This is a genomic window from Siminovitchia terrae (assembly GCF_003605405.2).
Taxonomy (GTDB): Bacteria; Bacillota; Bacilli; order Bacillales; family Bacillaceae_C; genus Siminovitchia; species Siminovitchia terrae.
Window position 1 is genome coordinate 1 of the sequence record NZ_QYTW02000037.1, and the last position, 17,333, is coordinate 17,333.

Genomic DNA, 17,333 nt, shown 5'->3' on the forward strand with positions numbered 1-17,333 from the left:
GCGGTTGCACTCGAACAGTCGGTCAATGGTTTCCTTGCTTGCGCGAAACAGAGTTTTCATGCAACGGAGCATTTCGTTTCCTCCCACTCGTAAATAATGAGGATACCTATGTCTCATTATAACACAAAAGGAACAAATGTTCCCGAAAATTCCAACAAAGCAAGCATTCATCCCCCACCTACGCTTTGCGTTGAGGAAGGGGACTTCTGCCCTAAGTTGTTAAAGTGCCTCTTCCTGACTTTCCACCCCATCCTGATCCGGCTGTATCTTTTTCCATACGAAATATACAGCGGTAATTAAAATCAACCATGGGATCCCATAAATTAACGTTTCTTTGAAGTTTTCCGAGTACCAAGTAGAAATGACGACAGAGAAAACGAGAGCTGCCCCTAAAATAGATGTAAAAGGATATCCGATCATTTTAACCGGTAGTTTTCTACCTCCTATTTCATTCCAAGTTTTCCGGAACGCCAGGTGGGTAATAAAAATCATAAACCAAGTAAACATCGCTCCAAAGCTGGAGATAGAAATCATTGTTGTAAATGCTGTTTCTGGCGAAACAACTGTGTAAACGGTCGCAATGGCGATACCGATAACGGACGTTGCTAGGGCCAATGTTGGCACAGATCTTTTACTTAATTTTCCAAATATCTTTGGTGCATAGCCGGCTCGCGATAATGAAAACATCATGCGTGTGGATGTATATAGCTGACTGTTCATTGCTGATAGTGCTGCGACCAGAACAACGAAGTTCACAATACCTGCAGCCCCAGGAATATTTAAAATTTCCATAACCTTTACAAAAGGACTTACTTCTATACCCGCTACACCCCACGGAACAATCATAAGCATAAGTGATAAAGATACAATATAGAACAATATTAATCTTACAACGGCAGATTTTAAAGCGATGGGAACTGCCCTTTCCGGCTCTTTCGCTTCCCCTGCACTAACCGCAATCATTTCAATACTCAGGTAACTAAAAAGTGAAATAAATATAGCGATCCACATACCCCAAAGCCCATTAGGGAAAAAACCACCATCGTTTGTATAATTTTGTACGCCAATTCCAGAAGAACTATCTGCTCCCACTATTACGTATACTGCAAGGATAATAAATGCAGTAATCGCTACAATTTTGATTAGAGACAGCCAATATTCAACTGCCCCAAACATGTTCACACTCGTTGCATTTACATAAATAAGAAGGCCCGCAAAAAGAAGAATCCACACGATTCCAGGCACTGTTGGGAACCAATATTTCATATAAATGGCAATCGCTGTTACTTCCGTCCCTACCGCACACACAAGGCAAAACCAATATGAATATCGGACAGAGAAGCCTGACCATGTGTTTAAATATCGCTCGGCATAGGCGCCAAATGAACCGGAAGTCGGGTGCGCAACGGTCATTTCAGAAAGAGCTCCCATCAATAATAGAGCGATAAGTGCACCTATTGCATAGCTGATAATGACACTTGGCCCAGCTGTGCTGATGGCTAGTCCGCTTCCCAAAAACAATCCTGTTCCAATTGCACCGCCAATGGCAATCATGGTCAGCTGTTTCGTAGTCAATCCTTTGTTGAGTCCTTTTTCTCTTTCAATAATCTCTTTAATTCGATCATTTTGTTGCAAGTATCTCACCTCAAATTCCTTTTTTGTCATTTCGGTTTTTGAAGGCGTTTTCATTTTTTTAAAAAATAATCTTTGTTATCCTTCAGATTGATCCCGTTCAAGATAATTATTATCGAAAAAATATTTTATTTATATGACTTTCTCAATCCCACGACAACGATGAAACTTGATATGCTGTTCCGTACCATCCTGATCCCTCTCTATGCTTTGCTTTATCATGGTCTGCTGGAAACCTTATTTCAGAAAATAAATATACGTTCGAACATCCGCAGAAAAAGACTCTTACCATAAGGCTTTCTATTATACTTAGTTTAATCCTTTTGCCTCCTTAGTTCTTCCATTGGGAGGCCACCAGCCCCCCAATGACTATGTTCAATTTCCGTTACCAGCACCCTAACTTGCTCCGGCTTGACTGAAAGATTTTTTACTGCAGCTTGTGTTACATCCGCAATTAACCCCTTCACCTGTTCGCGACTCCTGCCTTTTAAAACTTGAACTTGAAAGATTGGCATAACATCCCCCCATACACCTTCATTGGCAGTAGAAAGAGACACTGCCTAAGCCGTGAAACTGGGCTACGATCGTATCTCCGGAATCAAAAGAAATAGCTTCGGACATCGCTCCGCTAAGGATAATTTCACCCTTTTTAAACCCTCTGCCCCTTTTGCTTAACTGGCTGGCCGCCCATGCTATGGCTGTCGCAGGATGACCAAGAACAGCAGCACTTGAACCGGTCTGCTCTACTTTTCCATTCTTGGACATGACCATACCGATATTTCCCAGATCCAATTCACGAGGACTGACCAACTGGCTGCCCACAACAAACTTGATAGATGAACAATTATCCGCAACAACATCTGTCAATGTGAATCGGAAATCCTTATAACGGCTGTCGATTACTTCCAATGCAGGAGCTACATACTTGGTAGCTTCCATAACATCTTCTTCCGTTACATTTTCTCCTTCCAAATCCTTTTCCAAAAAAAAGGCGATTTCAGGTTCAGCTTTCGGATGGATAAGCTCCGACCTTTTCATCGGCTCCCATTCGTATGCCAGCATATCCGCATGCAGGTAGCCATAAATAGCTTCATTGACTCCCATCATTTCCTGCTTAGCCTTGCTTGTCAATCCTAGTTTAATACCAACTGTTTTTGTTTGGTTGTCTTTCAGTCTGCGGGCAAGAAGTCCATCCTGAAGCTCATAAGCTTTTTCAATCGTCAAGTCAGGATATGTATCTGTAATTTTGACTACTTCACGAGCTTCACGTTCGGCAGACAACAGATAGTTAATAATCTCTTGATCCTCATTTGTTTTTAATAACATGATCATGCCTCCACTGTTTGTTTTTTAGACAAATTGGCCGCCACATCCAAGATCATATCTTCCTGCCCGCCGACAACCTTCATTTTGCCCAGCTCTATTAAAATATCACGTGGGTCGATTCCGAATTTGTTGCCAGCACGCTCTGCATGAAGTAAAAAACTTGAATATACCCCTGCATAACCAAGGGCCAAACTTCCTTTTTTAATTTCTTGGGAGCCAGGTATAATCGGTCCAACCACCTCTTCTGACAAATCCATCATTTTATATAAATCAATCCCGACATCATACCCCATCCGCTCCATCACCGCCAGCAGCACTTCCGTCTGTGTATTGCCTGCTCCTGCTCCGAGACAGCGTACACTGCCGTCAATCCGTGTAGCCCCTTCCTCAATGGCAGCAAGGGTATTAGCAACTGCTACAGACAAGTTGTTATGTCCATGAAACCCGACTTCGATATCAAGGGATTCACGGAGGGCTCTTATTCTTTCCCGCACTTCATGCGGAAGTAAAGCTCCGGCAGAATCAGTGACATAGACTGCTTCAGCTCCATAGCTTTCCATTAATTTTGCCTGTTCCACTAGTTTTTCGACTGGTGCAGAGTGTGCCATCATCAAGAAGCCCAAAGCTTCCATTCCCAGTTCGCGAGCCATATGAATATGCTGAGCTGAGACATCTGCTTCCGTTACATGAGTTGCCACTCTGACTAGTTTCGCACCGCACTTGCTGGCTTCTTTTAGCTCATGCACCGTACCGATGCCCGGCAGCAGCAAAACTGCTATTTTGGATTGCTTCACTTCCTCAACAGCTGCTGCAATCAATTTCAGTTCATTCACAAGAGACCGGCCGTATTGGATTGTAGATCCTCCAAGTCCGTCCCCATGGCTGACTTCTATATAATGCATACCTGCGTCATCCAATGCCCGAGTTACATCCCGCACTTGCTGCTCAGTAAACTGGTGAGCCACCGAGTGACTTCCGTCACGTAGACAAACTTCTGTAATTTTAATATCCTTTCCAGGTTTACTCATAAGGTGTACTCCTTTCTGATTCGATTATTAACTTCTGGCTTAAGAGACGACAACCATGTTGCGAGCAATATCTTCCCCTACTCTTGCAGCAGCAGCTGTCATAATATCAAGGTTTCCTGCATATGAAGGAAAATAGTCTCCAGCCCCTTCCACTTCTAGGAAGATTGTAACGATATTGCCGTCAATGAGAGGCTCCTGCTTTAATCGATAACCCGGCACGTATTCCTGTACTTTTTTGGCCATGGAATGAATTGAATCAAGAATCGCTTGTTCATCCATATTTTTCACTTCGCAATAAACCGTATTTCTCATTAAAATCGGTGGTTCCGCAGGATTTAATATGATGAGGGCTTTTCCCTTGTCCGCCCCGCCGATTTCCTCGATTCCACGTCGGGTTGTCAGTGTGAACTCGTCAATATTGGCGCGAGTGCCAGGTCCTGCACTTTTACTGGAAATAGTGGCTACAATCTCTGCATAAGCCACATCTGCTGCCTGATTCACTGCGTTCACCATCGGAATCGTTGCCTGACCGCCACAAGTAATCATGTTGACGTTATCTGCAGGGTCATCCCCAACCTTGGTGCCGACTGCCGGGCTAAAAAATGGCCCTACCGCTGCGGGTGTCAAGTCTACTACTTTCTTCCCCATCTCTTTTAAAATTCTCGCATGGTTCAGATGGGCTTTGGCTGATGTAGCATCAAATACAATATCGGCGAGGTTTGGATGATCAATAAGCGCCTGGATTCCATTAAAAAATGTCTGGTACCCTTTATTCTGTGCTCTTTTCAAACCTTCGGAATGCTCTTCTATGCCGATCACAGCCGTCAATTCGATTACATCACTGTTTTCAAGCTTATACATCAGGTCTGTACCGATATTCCCCGAGCCGATAATAGCGGCCTTTACTTTTCCCATAAAATATTCTCCTTTCATATCACTTCTATTTAAATGTCACACTGACGGACCCCAACGAGCCGAAGTCGGCTTTTACATAATCACCGGCCTTAACCGCAATGGCAGCGGAGAGGGCCCCAGGTAAAATTAGTTCATCTTTTTTCAAAGTGATGCCGAATTCATGCAATTTATTAGCCAGCCAGGCAATGGCCTCCGCCGGATGTCCAAGAGCAGCTGCTCCGGAACCGGTAGCTATTAGTTCCTCATTTTTATAAAGAGCCATTCCCGCTGCACGAAGGTCTGTGTTTTCCAAGCCAGTCTGCCGGTCTCCCAACACCACTTTTGCTGATGATCCGTTGTCTGCTACCGTATCGATCAGTTTAATTTTCCAATCGGCGATGCGACTGTCGATGATTTCCAAAGTAGGAATAACATATTTTGTAGCCATCAAAACATCCAAATAGGTTACGTTCGGACCGACTAGGTCCTCGCTTAACATGAAGCCGATTTCGGCTTCTACCTTTGGAGCTATCATGTCAGCTGTATCAATTATGCTGCCATTTCTAATTTGCATATCATCAAACAGATGCCCGTAATCCGGTTCTTCAACATTGAGCATCTTCTGCATGGCCACACTCGTTAATCCTACCTTCTTACCGATCACTGTTCTTCCTTGTTCATTTTTTAATTTGACTGTCTCCAATTGAATTTGATAGGCGTCTTTTATCGTTAGTGACGGGTCACGTTCTGTCAAAGGAGACACTTCTTTTCGGGTTTCTTCAGCATTTAACAGCTCTTTGGCATAATCCGCTAATGTAGTCAATTTTTCCCCTCCACAAGTAAGTAAAACAAAGGAAAGGTGATGGGATCACCTTTCTTTTGTCTTGTCATTTTTTAACTGTGATTGTTTTAGCCTCAGTATAGAAATCAAAGCTGTGTCTTCCGCCCTCTCTTCCGATGCCACTGGCTTTGGAGCCTCCAAACGGTGTGCGCAGATCACGGACATACCAGCAATTGACCCACAATAGCCCAGAATTGATAGCAGACGAGACTCGCTGAGCTCTTCTCAAATCGTTTGTCCAGACCACACCAGCCAGGCCATAGATGGAGTCGTTGGCAATAGCAACAGCCTCTTCTTCGGTTTTAAATGGAATAATCACCGGGACCGGCCCGAAGATTTCTTCCTGTGCCACTCGCATTTTGTTATTCACATCATATAAAACAGTCGGCATATAGAAGTTTCCTTCTTCAAGTCCTTCAACCCTCTTACCTCCATACGCCAGTTTGGCCCCCTCTTCAAGCCCAATCTGCACATACTTGTCAACCGTCTCCAAATGGCTTTGGGAGACAAGAGCACCCATATCAGTAGACTCATCCAATGGATCTCCCACCTCAATATCGCGGACTGCTTCTACAAATTTGTCCAGAAATTGGTCATAAACGCTTTCTTGCACTAGAATTCTAGATCCTGCTAAGCAGATTTCTCCCTGGTTACGGAATATCGCTTCGATCGAACCGGCTACTGCTTCATCTAAATCTGCATCTTCAAAAACGATATTAGCTGACTTTCCGCCTAGTTCCAGTGAAACAGGAATGAGGCTCTTCGACGCATTAGCCATGACCGTCTTACCGGTTTCTGATTCGCCGACAAAAGATATACGGCGCACAGACGGTTCGGTAGCCATCACCTTACCTACCGTACTGCCCGGGCCGGTTACGATGTTCAGCACACCCGCGGGCAATCCAGCTTCATTGGCAATTTCCCCAAGCATGACAGCACTTAGAGGTGTATAAGAGGCCGGTTTAACAACAATAGTGTTTCCCGCCGCTAGGGCAGCCGATGCTTTCCAAGTCATTTGCATAAACGGTAGATTCCAAGGAATAATCAGACTGGTGACCCCCGCTGGAGCATATTGGGTATAGGACATATGGTTGCTCATATCATAGTGTTCATGGGCCATATACTTAGCCATTTCAGCAAAAAAACGGAAGTTTGCTGCTGCACGCGGAATGTCAAAATCCCGGCTTTCTTTGATCGGCTTCCCAACATCCAACGTTTCCACAAAGCTGAGCTCATCTACTTTTTCTAAAATAAGGTCAGACATTTTGCATAAAATACGGGATCGCTCTTCAACCGGCATGCCGCTCCATACACCGCTGGTGAAGGTGCGCTGAGCGACATCGATGGCGCGTTTCGTATCAATTTCATCTGCACTTGCTACAGAAGCTAGTCTTTGGTTGTTTGCCGGATTAAGGGAATCGAACGTGACTCCAGAATGGGCATCTACATATTGGCCATCTATAAAAAGCTTAGCATCTTGTATTCTTGCTTTTTCCAATATTTTCTGTTTCGTCACTTTGATTCCTCCTCGTCCTCCACTTCAAGAATCATTTCAATTTCAATTGCTGTATTGTTAGGTAGTTGCGCCATCCCAACAGCAGACCGGCCATGTTTACCTTTCTCACCGAAAACTTTTCCAAGGAGATCAGATGCTCCGTTCATGACAACCGGCTGCTCTGTGAAGTCTTCCGTACTGTTCACCATGCCCAACACTTTTACAATCCGTTTCACCTTGCTTAAATCACCTAATTCATTCTTGACTACGCTGAGCAAATTGAGCATTGACTGCTGGGCCGCCTTATATCCTTCATCTGTTGTCAAATCTCTGCCTAGCTTTCCATGGTACTCATCCACTCCCTGCCCTGCGGTAAACAAAAGATTTCCTGTCCGTACGCAACTGACATAAGAGCCGACAGCTGGCCTTAGAGGTGGAAGCTCCAGTCCGAGCTGTTCCAATCTTTTTTCAGGAGTTTCAGCTATATCTGCAACATTTGCTTTTGGATTCGTCATTTTAACAATTCTTCCTTTACATTGATATTTAAGAAAGCTAGTGCGTTTTCACCAAGAATGGCTTTCTTTTGTTCTTCCGTTAGCCCGGAAGTGTCATCAATCACCTTCCCCGGTGGAATCTCCCGTAGCAAGAAAGGATAATCGGAGCCCATGACAATTCTCTCATGGCCGAAGCGGTCAACTAAATATTCCAGATTCATTGGGTCATAGTTCAATGAATCAAAGTAGAATTTTTTAGCATAAAAGCTCGGCGGCTTCTCGATTTTTCGGATGTCCGGCCAGACACTCCAGCCTTGATCCAGACGAGGCAGAATATAAGGGAACGATCCTCCGCCATGTGCAAAGCAGACTTTCAGGTTCGGATGTTTCTCCATAACAGCTCCGTTGATCAGGCTGGATGCCGCCAAAGCCGTCTCACTCGGCATTCCGACTGTATACATGAAGTTATGACGCGGAAAACGTTCCCTTCCAAGGGTCTCCCAGGGATGAACAAAGAGTGGGACGTTCCACTTTTCTGCCATCTCAAAAAAATCGGCAAAAGATGGATCATCCAAGTTTTGGCCATTAACGTTTGTGCCAATTTCTATTCCCTTTAGACCAAGTTCAAAGATACAGCGTTTCATTTCACGTATAGCCGTATTCGCATCCTGCATGGGAACGGTTCCAAGACCGATGAAGCGATCCGGATGATCTTTTACCGTTTCGGCGATAAAATCATTTTGTATCTTGGAAAAATCCTCGGCTTGAGCCGAATCCGCCCAGTAAGAAAAAGTGACCGGGATCGGAGACAATACCTGAATGTCGACGCCTTCTTTATCCATGTCTTCAATTCGCTTTTGTGGACTCCATACCTGATCAGTAACCTCACGGAAATTCCTGCCGGAAACCATAATATTGGCCCCGCACGAACAAGTTTTCTCCAATACGGGCCAGCGACCACCCCCATACTTTTCGACAAAATTCGGAATGTCTTCTGGAATAATATGTGTGTGGAAATCTACTCTCATTTCCACAAGCCTACTTCCTCAGGCATAGCATGGCCGCAATTGTCACACATGCGAAGATCCTCGCTGCTGTTAAATTCTTCAATGCCAGCTTTTAGTTGAGTTTCAATATTGGTCAGCTGCATGGTAATGCGATGCAATTCATGATCGCACTTGTCACAGAACCAAACCATATCCTCTAATTGCCCGGGTCCACGCTTTTTCTCAATTACAAGCCCGTACGTGTCAGCAACACGATGAGGTGAATGCGGTACGTTGGCCGGAAGTAAGAACACTTCTCCTTCTTTGACTGTGACCACTTCCCGCTTCCCCTCGTCATTAATGATTTCAACATAACAGTCTCCTTCGACCTGATAAAAAAACTCTTCGGCTGGGCTAACGTGGAAATCGCGGCGTTTGTTAGGCCCACCTACCATCATGTAAATGAAATCAGAGTCTTGCCATAAAGCTTTATTGTTCACCGGCGGCTTCAACTGATCTTTGTTTTCCTCAATCCATCCCTTTAGGCTAAATGCTTTAAACGTTCTGATTGTGTCTTTTGACATAATCAATACCCTCCATTCTAAATTCTCCCTAAATAAAGCGCATTCATCGGCGAGTTTTCAGCGGGGCACGCTTTCTAGCTTAGGAGTTTTATATTTAAGATTAGTATAATGAAAGGGCATTATTTATACGGCGGCATTATTTCATCATATGAAATATACCAATATTTCTTTAAATTTTTTCCTTAATGTATTTTTGGGTAATTAGCAAATGCGCACATAAAAAGCTTGTAGAGAAAAAACTATTTTTCTCTACAAGCCAAGCAGCACTTTTGGGTTAGTTATCTCAAATCAAGCCTACACCTGCTCAACCTCCTCCGTACCTTCAACCTTCTGCATAAAGTCTTCCGCTTTCATCACGTGAGCAGTAGATCCTCCCAAAATCGTTAAACATACACGGTGAACTTCCTCCGCTGGAACCTTTCCGAAGCCAATGTCCCCATAATCATAGGTACCTGTCACATCTGATAGAAAAGCGACCTTATATCCTCTATACATCGCATCCCGCGCTGCCGCAAAACAACAATCTTCTGTTGTCAGTCCTACAATCGCCACATTCTCAATCCCCTGATTCCGCAGGATCATATCCAAGTTAGTACCAAAAAAGGGACTGTATCGATGCTTTTTAATCACAATCTCATTTTCCAAAGGAGCGACTTCAGGATATATCTCTGTACCCAGTGTGCCATCAATTAAGCAGGCTCTATCAGCAACAGACGGATAAATCTCTTCGTACAATCCCATATCGGATCCGTCTTCGCGGTGGACATGGGCTGTATAGATCACCGAAATTCCTTTTGTCCTTGAAAACTCCAGAACATCTTTGAGTCTCGGTAGCATCTTTTGTCCCATCGCAGTCTCCAGCGGTGCTCCTGATGCGACGAAATCATTTTGCATGTCTATTACCAATAAAGCTGTTTTTTTCGGATCGATATGATTAATTTGTAACCCCATACTTATCCCTCCTTATCAAATGCGCCTTGGCGTATTTGCGCCCAAATTTTATCGAGCTCCGCTCGATAAATTCCTCTGAAAATCTGTGGCATCCGCCGGAGGCCTTAACTTTATTTAGCTGGGGTTTGACCAATAGGCTTTCATCTCACCATTTACAGATGTGGGAGACTTCCGCTGAATGAAGTTAACTTACCTCATCACTACCCCCACCCCAGCAACGGCAAGGCCTGATCCTGCTTCCCCTGTAAAATCAACTCTCTTATCCTAGTGGAAGAAATGCGCTCCCCATTTGCACAACAGATAGGACGAATCGGGTTGACGAGGAAATGTTTCTTTAAAAGGGAAACATCCCCACCACGCTTATGTCCAAACCTAAAATCATCTCCAACAGTAATTGACCTTGGATTCATCATAGATAACTCATTAATAAAATCATCCGGCGTCCGTTGCAAATAGTGTTCATCAAATTTTGCAAGCACGACATGGTCTACACCTAAATCCTTCAAAAGCTTTAGCTTTTCATTCGGGTTTGTCAGTATCTGAGCCCCCTGAAAGTACGCTCGGGGAGGCGGATCAAATGTATACACTACACTCGATACTCGCTTGGAATGGCTGTTCTTTACCATTTCACGAATGACGGTTTGATGTCCGCAATGCACCCCATCAAAAGCTCCGATAGCAACAACCGACCCGGATAGTATAAGACTTTCAGGCTCGTGAACTCGCAACTGCTCTCCCTCTTTTCATCGAATATGAAATTGCAAAGCTACTTAATTACTTCTTCGACACTGCTTTGATATTCCTCAGACATTAACAGCGACTCCTCCAATGCACGATCCACACGGGAATAAGAAGGATTGTTTCTCTTATGCACATTGTAGAACATTCCCATTTTGCGAACAGGATCTCCTGAATAATAGCGCTCATATTGTAACAGCCTTTGACCAAACGCCTCTCCGCTCAGATCCCAGGCAAGCTTGAACAAACGCACTCTCTTTTCAGATGAGATACCTGAACGGCCAGCATAATACTTATTCATATCATCAGCTATTTCCGGATTATTAAAATCTGCTCCTGTCGGTGACATCAAGAGGCCGCCCGCTGCGATTGTCTGGAGAATCTCTATTGCTCTCGGATACATATTAGGCAGTAAGCCACGAACAGTTTCCAGCGGTACAATATTTGGAATTGCTTCTCCTTGTTCCGTGATAGTAAATTCCCGTTCAGCAGTGCGCACCAATGATCTAATGGTTTCCACGCCTTGAATCAGTTCAGACAATTGATTTTGAACGTTCAGGAACCCATCCACCCCAATGGAATCTGCTATGGCACACGTCACATCAGTTACAAAAGAGATTTTTGCCAATCCCCTTACAGCCGACTGATGAGAAGGCTGTAAATTGGCGCCCGTTTTCGGATACAATAAGTTCCCGGCCTCTACATTTTGATTGATAAATACACGATCCCAAGGAACTAGCACATCATCAAAAACTAATACCGCATCCATTTCTTCAAACCTTGAAGCAAGTGGGTGATCCCACGTTGAGCGTTTTCCATCCTGGGTTTCTTCACGGCAGTAGATTTTCAAACCAGGTGTGTCGATTGGCAGAGCAAACGAAAGGGCAAACTTTTCATCACCTGGCTTAAAGCTTGGATAAGAATAAATAATCACTTCATCTGTAATAGGCGCAAGCGTTGCCAGCATTTTAGAACCGCGGACAATTAATCCATCTTCCGCTTCTCTTACCACCCCCAGGTGAGAGTATTCTGATTCTTGTTCATGCGAAGATTTACTTCGGTCATTTTGCGGATTCACAATCGCATGTGTGAGAAATAGATCGTTATCCCTTACGTATCTGTAATAATTAATGATATTCTCGCCGAAGCGGTCTTCCCCATACTCCCTGAAGAACCAGTCATTTGTCGCAAAGGAAGTGAGGACTACATTCAAGAAATCCGGAGTTCTCCCCATCAACCCAAAAGTAGCTTCAGCCCATATTTCGAATACGCGTCTGCGCTTCTGCAGATCCTCTCCGTCCCTTGGAATCAAAAACGAATTATTGACTCTTTCTCCTGTCTCCTCACAAATATGAGTAATTTCTTCCTGGTACTCAGGGTCATGCTGCATATCATATAGCCTGGCCAACTCTTTAATCGGCTGCGTGAAAACCGGATGATTATATACATCTGTTATTCTTTCGCCACGAAGCCATACCTCCGGTTGCCTTGATTTAACTCCTTTAATGTAATCTGCTCCTGTTCTAATCCCCATTTTCTTTCCCTCCATTTGTTATTAAAAAGATTTATTTCCTGCTAAAATAGCTTTATATTCCGTTTCGAAAAACCTACCTCTGTAAAAAATGAGCCCTTCACGGTCACTGTGGGAAAAACCCTCAATCTTACCTACAAACAACAGATGGTCCCCACCTTCATATTCCGCCCAAGGAGAACATTCAAAATGAGCCGAGGCCCCTTTTAGTCTGGGACCTCTTGTACTTTCTTCCCATTCCACAACTAAATCTTCTTGAGGGCGCCCTGCAAATTGCATAGCATAGGCTGACTGATCCGCAGATAAAACGTTGATTACAAATGGCCTGTTCCTTAATTCTTCAAAAGCTTTTGTCCTTTTATCAATTGAAACGAGCAAAAGTGCCGGGTCCAAAGATACTGAAGTAAAGGAATTAACAGTAATCCCTCTTCTTTGACCTTCATCATTCACCCATGTGACCACTGTGACACCGGTTGCAAAACAGCCAAAGGAATTTCTTAACTCTCTAACATCCATGTGCTTACTTCCTCCAATCTCGGCGTTTGTAATATCACTATATTGAAAACGCTAACAACGCTCAATCTCAGGATTCCTCATGATGAAATCATCAAAATTTTTTTCAAATCCACTCAGAACAAAAGCGCAAGCGCCTGTTCATCGACGTACAGACTGAGCTGAAATGCGGAAACGCCTTGGTCAGCCCCGACAAGCATAAGACGATTCCCGAGGAGGCAGTATTTCAGCCACCACAGGGAATTGGCTTATGACCTCGAGGGGCTAGGCGTTGGAGCTAGACAAGAGTGACTCCAACTAGATAAAGGAAACACGGCGACGAAGGCCGCCTCAGACCCCCACATCCTGTGGCTTCGGTGGCACTAGGACGTCCTGTCCGTCGGCAGGCTCAATCGCGACATCCTGTCGCTTCGCTTGCACTAGCACTTCCTGTACGTCGGAGCCGATGTTGACTTATCGTAGGAGGAGGCGCGAAGTCTGCTAGTCGATAGGCGCTGGAGCTGGATGCTGCACAATCTGATAAACAAGTTATACACAAGTATAGATTTTTATAATTTCCAAGACTTTAAAAAAGTGCCCCTGACGGATCACTAAAAAAATATATGTAAGATATTTTTACTTGTAAAGACCAGGAAGCCATAATACAGCACTTTCCCAATATGTGATAATCATCAATATAATTACAGTTGTAATCAGGAATGGCATAATGGCTTTTACAAGAGATTCTATTTTGACTTTTGCGACAGAAGAAACAATAAATAAACCTGTACCCACCGGCGGAGTTAATAAACCGATGGTTAAGTTAATCGTAACGATAACGCCGAAATGGACAGGATCGATTTGATAGGTTACGAGAAGTGGCGCCAAAACAGGAACGAGAATGATTAGAGCTGCAATTCCATCCAATACAGTTCCCAACAAAAGCAATAAAATGTTGACCAATAAAAGAAACACAAGTGGATTTTCTGAAATGCTTAACATGGATTCGGCCATTAATTGAGGGATTCTCTCATAAGCGATGATATACCCGAACAAATTGGCCGTCACAATCAAAAATGTAATCGTCGCCGTATTGACAACTGTATTCAGCAAAATCTCCGGAAGATACTTTGCTTTTAGCTGCTTATAGGAAAAGCCGATAATGACAGCTATAATACAGGCAACAGCAGCGGATTCAGTCGGTGTGAAAATTCCACTTAATATACCATATATAATAATGAAAGGGATTAGCAACGCTGGCAAAACATTCAAAAAGCTTTTGAAAATTTCCTTTAGTGTTCCGCGTTCGCTTCTGGGAAAATTCTCTTTGACATTCATGATGCCAATGACGATGATAAACCCAATCCCCAACAAACTCCCTGGAATGATCCCCGCTATAAACAGATCACCGATAGAAGCACCTGTCAGGGTTCCATATATGATAAACAACATACTGGGTGGAATAACTGGAGCCACCACAGATGAAGCCAATGTCAGAGCCGAAGAAAATTCACGTGAGTATCCTTCTTTTTCCATTTCAGGCACCATTACTTTACTCATCATCGCTGCTTGTGCATTTGCTGACCCAAGTATAGAAGCAAGAAACATATTCGCTATGATAGAAACATAGGCTAAACCGCCTTTAAAATGACCAATCAACACTTTCGCAAATTGTATGAGCCGAGTTGTAATACCGCCAAAGTTCATCAGTTCACCAGCCAGCATAAAAAGCGGAATCGCAAGCAGTCCGAAATTATCCATCCCGGAAAACATTTTTTGAGGGACTGTCGCTAGCAATGTGAGATTATCAGTTAAAAATAGATAAGAAAGAGATGTAATGGCCAAAACGAGAGAAATCGGGATTCCAATAATCAACAGCAGAATAAAAACGATGATGGTTGATATCAAGCCAAATGTCATAATACATCACTTCTCTTCGGTGTTTTTTTAATTAGGTCTACCATGTAATCCAATAGATGAATAAAGGCAAAAGTCAATCCCACCGGAACAGACAAATATGGAATCCACATCGGAATACGCATGGAACTGGACTTCTGAGGTGACAAGGTTAAGACCCACTCATAGCTTAAATACAGTAATAAAGCAAGAGCGGCCAAAATAATGATATGGGTGATAATCAAGAGAATTCTTTTACCTTTTACAGAAAAACGGTCAACCAAGAAAGTAATAGAGGCTTGGGACTTATATTTAAGTCCCAAACTTCCTCCTAGAAAAGTCAGCCAAGTCATCATAAAAATAGCCGCTTCATTCGCCCAGAAGAGGGGGGCGCTTAAAAAATATCGGTAAACAACAGCAATAAACAACACTAGAGTGATAGCAGCCATCAATAAAATTGAGGCGGTTTTTTCAATCCTTTCAACCCAGTTGCTCAAGGTTTTCATAATAAGCAGCCTCCCCTATTTGCGGAACGTATCAATAAACTCTGAAATCAAAGGATCTTTAGCCTTATATTTTTCATCGAATTCTTTAGTATATTTTTCGAACAAGGCGGAATCAATTTCGTAGATATCCATTCCTCTTTCCTTAAGAGTTTTGATAAATTCCTCTTCTTGGGACGATCGTTTCATAGTAGCGAATTCAGACGCAGCCGCCATGGACTCTTCAACGATCTTCTTGTCCCCATCGGACATTCCATCATACAGGGCTTTATTGATGAACATGACAGAAGGCCATACCATATGATTGGTTAGAGCCCCATAACCCGTTACTTCGTTATAATTGGAAGTGATTGCTGCATCCAGATCCATATCCATTCCGTCGATGACGCCCGTTTGGGCAGATTGATAGACATCGGGCAATGAGATGGACTCAGGGCTGATTCCAAGTGAGCGATACCAGTCTTCCAATGCCGGGCTTGGTGTTACGCGCAGGGCTAGGCCGTCCATGTCTTTTGGCGTTTCCACTTTTTCTCGGAACATCATTGTACGGTTACCGGAGAAAAAGTAATCCAATGCTTTTAACCCTTGGTCATCCAGCGTAGCCAGGATTTTTTTTGCTTGATCACTTTTACTTGCTTCCAATGCCTCTTCATAAGAATCAAAAAGATATGGCGCAAACCATGCGCTGAACGCATCAGATTTAGATGTTAAGAAAGCGTTTGTAATAAACGCAAAGTCTAAAGAGCCTGCTTCCAGTTGTTGAACCATATCAGAGTCGCTCCCTAGCTGTCCCCCAGGATACAGTTCCATTTTCATTCTTCCATTGGAACGTTCCTCAAGTTCCTCCGCCAACTTCTCTGCTGCTTCATTCCAAATATGATCAGGCGGAGCAATATGGCCTAACTTAAACTTGTATGTTTTTTCTCCACCTTCACCACTGGCGCTGGACGCTTTCTTAGATTCATCACTGCCGCATGCAGCTAAAAACATCAATACCACAATCAACATGCTCAGCAAACAGATTTTGTAGTTCTTCAAAACAAAGTCCCCCTAATTTCGTATTTTTATGTAGATAAATCATTGATGCAGCAATCAAACTGACAATATTAAGAGTATTTCAATTTATTCGAATATTCTTTGTCTGAACTTTTAACCTCTATATAACCCAATTCGCGAGAGATTGCCTTTGCCGTGTTTACTACACTTTGAATAATATGCCTTCTGTGAAGGCTTTTCATATAGCCTGTCGGTCCTACTAAATTTACTGAAGCGATCGTTTCACCCGAATACGACATAATTGGAGCAGCAATTGCATAAGTGCATGTATCGTTCTCATTATTGCTGACAGAATAGCCTTGTTGTCGTACGGTCCCCAAGTCTTTTTTAAGTATTCTGATATCTGTAATCGTATTGGGGCCTTGCTGTGATAGCCCTTTATCAATCGTTTCATGAAGATAAGCATCATTATAAGCAAGTAAAGCTTTGCCTGCACTTGTACAATAAGCCGGTTTTCTTGCCCCTAGATAGGTTGGAACTGAGTCAGCATCCTCCGAAGAAATTCTTAAAACAAAAACGACATCGCCTTGATCGAACATACCAATATGGGCTGTACCTTTAAATCTATTAGTCAACTCTTTTACTAAGGGCATTGCTCTATTATAAAATTCCTGTTGAAACATAACACTATTATTCCATTCCAGCAGTTTCCATCCTAATCTATATTTCCTATCGGCATCTCTCATTAATACACCTTCATTGCAAAGAGTTGTAATCAGATGGTGCGTAGTACTTCTGCTCAAACCGAGTTTTTCAGCTATCTCTGCATTTCCCATAACGGGCTCATCACTTGTAAAACAGCTTATTATAGCACAAGCCCTTCTAACTGAAGCAATCATAGTAATCACTCCTTTTTCTTTTAGGAATTCCAACAATTGAATCCACT

At 43.3% G+C, this 17,333-nt stretch carries 19 protein-coding genes; all 19 read right to left on the minus strand.

Going from position 1 to position 17,333, the window contains the following annotated elements; all coding sequences use genetic code 11:
• Positions 1 to 219 precede the first annotated feature (219 nt).
• Positions 220 to 1,635: an amino acid permease gene (locus D5F11_RS23340; RefSeq protein ID WP_244861997.1), complete on the minus strand. Its 1,416-nt coding sequence runs from the start codon at positions 1,633 to 1,635 to the stop codon at positions 220 to 222.
• Positions 1,636 to 1,946: 311 nt separating this feature from the next.
• Entirely contained in the window at positions 1,947 to 2,147 is a 201-nt protein-coding gene (locus tag D5F11_RS23345; protein ID WP_120119481.1) for a 4-oxalocrotonate tautomerase, read from the minus strand.
• A 19-nt stretch (positions 2,148 to 2,166) separates the two neighbouring features.
• The gene (locus tag D5F11_RS23350; RefSeq protein ID WP_120119482.1) at positions 2,167 to 2,958 is read right to left on the minus strand and encodes a 2-keto-4-pentenoate hydratase; all 792 of its coding nucleotides are present in this window, start codon (positions 2,956 to 2,958) and stop codon (positions 2,167 to 2,169) included.
• Between the two features lie 2 nt (positions 2,959 to 2,960).
• On the minus strand, positions 2,961 to 3,986 hold the full coding sequence (dmpG, locus tag D5F11_RS23355; protein WP_120119483.1) for a 4-hydroxy-2-oxovalerate aldolase: 1,026 nt from the start codon (positions 3,984 to 3,986) through the stop codon (positions 2,961 to 2,963).
• Between the two features lie 39 nt (positions 3,987 to 4,025).
• Entirely contained in the window at positions 4,026 to 4,901 is an 876-nt protein-coding gene (locus D5F11_RS23360) for an acetaldehyde dehydrogenase (acetylating) (protein ID WP_120119484.1), read from the minus strand.
• A gap of 25 nt (positions 4,902 to 4,926) precedes the next feature.
• The gene (locus tag D5F11_RS23365) at positions 4,927 to 5,703 is read right to left on the minus strand and encodes a 2-keto-4-pentenoate hydratase (protein ID WP_120119485.1); all 777 of its coding nucleotides are present in this window, start codon (positions 5,701 to 5,703) and stop codon (positions 4,927 to 4,929) included.
• Between the two features lie 64 nt (positions 5,704 to 5,767).
• The gene (locus tag D5F11_RS23370; RefSeq protein ID WP_120119486.1) at positions 5,768 to 7,237 is read right to left on the minus strand and encodes an aldehyde dehydrogenase; all 1,470 of its coding nucleotides are present in this window, start codon (positions 7,235 to 7,237) and stop codon (positions 5,768 to 5,770) included.
• A complete protein-coding gene (locus D5F11_RS23375) occupies positions 7,234 to 7,731 on the minus strand; it encodes a RidA family protein (RefSeq protein WP_120119487.1) in 498 nt (165 codons plus the stop codon). Before D5F11_RS23375 ends, D5F11_RS23370 begins: the two co-directional genes overlap by 4 nt.
• Positions 7,728 to 8,738 carry an amidohydrolase family protein gene (locus D5F11_RS23380; protein WP_120119495.1) on the minus strand — a complete coding sequence of 337 codons (1,011 nt, stop codon included), beginning with the start codon at positions 8,736 to 8,738 and terminating at the stop codon, positions 7,728 to 7,730. Before D5F11_RS23380 ends, D5F11_RS23375 begins: the two co-directional genes overlap by 4 nt.
• Positions 8,735 to 9,280 carry a 3-hydroxyanthranilate 3,4-dioxygenase gene (locus D5F11_RS23385; RefSeq protein WP_120119488.1) on the minus strand — a complete coding sequence of 182 codons (546 nt, stop codon included), beginning with the start codon at positions 9,278 to 9,280 and terminating at the stop codon, positions 8,735 to 8,737. The genes D5F11_RS23380 and D5F11_RS23385 overlap by 4 nt, the downstream gene beginning before the upstream one ends.
• Before the next feature lie 294 nt (positions 9,281 to 9,574).
• Positions 9,575 to 10,231 (minus strand): cysteine hydrolase family protein, encoded by a 657-nt coding sequence (locus D5F11_RS23390; RefSeq protein ID WP_120119489.1) that lies wholly within the window; start codon positions 10,229 to 10,231, stop codon positions 9,575 to 9,577.
• Positions 10,215 to 10,364, minus strand: coding sequence for a hypothetical protein (locus tag D5F11_RS26985; RefSeq protein WP_185830879.1), 150 nt, complete (start codon positions 10,362 to 10,364; stop codon positions 10,215 to 10,217). Before D5F11_RS26985 ends, D5F11_RS23390 begins: the two co-directional genes overlap by 17 nt.
• Before the next feature lie 67 nt (positions 10,365 to 10,431).
• Complete coding sequence (locus tag D5F11_RS23395; protein ID WP_120119490.1) at positions 10,432 to 10,959, minus strand: FAD synthetase family protein; 528 nt, start codon at positions 10,957 to 10,959, stop codon at positions 10,432 to 10,434.
• 38 nt (positions 10,960 to 10,997) lie between these two features.
• The gene (locus D5F11_RS23400; protein ID WP_120119491.1) at positions 10,998 to 12,503 is read right to left on the minus strand and encodes a 4-hydroxyphenylacetate 3-hydroxylase family protein; all 1,506 of its coding nucleotides are present in this window, start codon (positions 12,501 to 12,503) and stop codon (positions 10,998 to 11,000) included.
• Positions 12,504 to 12,524: 21 nt separating this feature from the next.
• Positions 12,525 to 13,016 carry a flavin reductase family protein gene (locus D5F11_RS23405; protein WP_120119492.1) on the minus strand — a complete coding sequence of 164 codons (492 nt, stop codon included), beginning with the start codon at positions 13,014 to 13,016 and terminating at the stop codon, positions 12,525 to 12,527.
• 612 nt (positions 13,017 to 13,628) lie between these two features.
• The gene (locus tag D5F11_RS23410; RefSeq protein ID WP_120119493.1) at positions 13,629 to 14,912 is read right to left on the minus strand and encodes a TRAP transporter large permease; all 1,284 of its coding nucleotides are present in this window, start codon (positions 14,910 to 14,912) and stop codon (positions 13,629 to 13,631) included.
• Positions 14,909 to 15,394: a TRAP transporter small permease gene (locus tag D5F11_RS23415; protein WP_126646672.1), complete on the minus strand. Its 486-nt coding sequence runs from the start codon at positions 15,392 to 15,394 to the stop codon at positions 14,909 to 14,911. Before D5F11_RS23415 ends, D5F11_RS23410 begins: the two co-directional genes overlap by 4 nt.
• A 15-nt stretch (positions 15,395 to 15,409) precedes the next feature.
• Positions 15,410 to 16,429: a TRAP transporter substrate-binding protein gene (locus D5F11_RS23420; RefSeq protein ID WP_120119613.1), complete on the minus strand. Its 1,020-nt coding sequence runs from the start codon at positions 16,427 to 16,429 to the stop codon at positions 15,410 to 15,412.
• 68 nt (positions 16,430 to 16,497) lie between these two features.
• Positions 16,498 to 17,286, minus strand: a complete 789-nt coding sequence (locus D5F11_RS23425) for an IclR family transcriptional regulator (protein ID WP_120119612.1) — start codon at positions 17,284 to 17,286, stop codon at positions 16,498 to 16,500.
• Between the last annotated feature and the right edge of the window lie 47 nt (positions 17,287 to 17,333).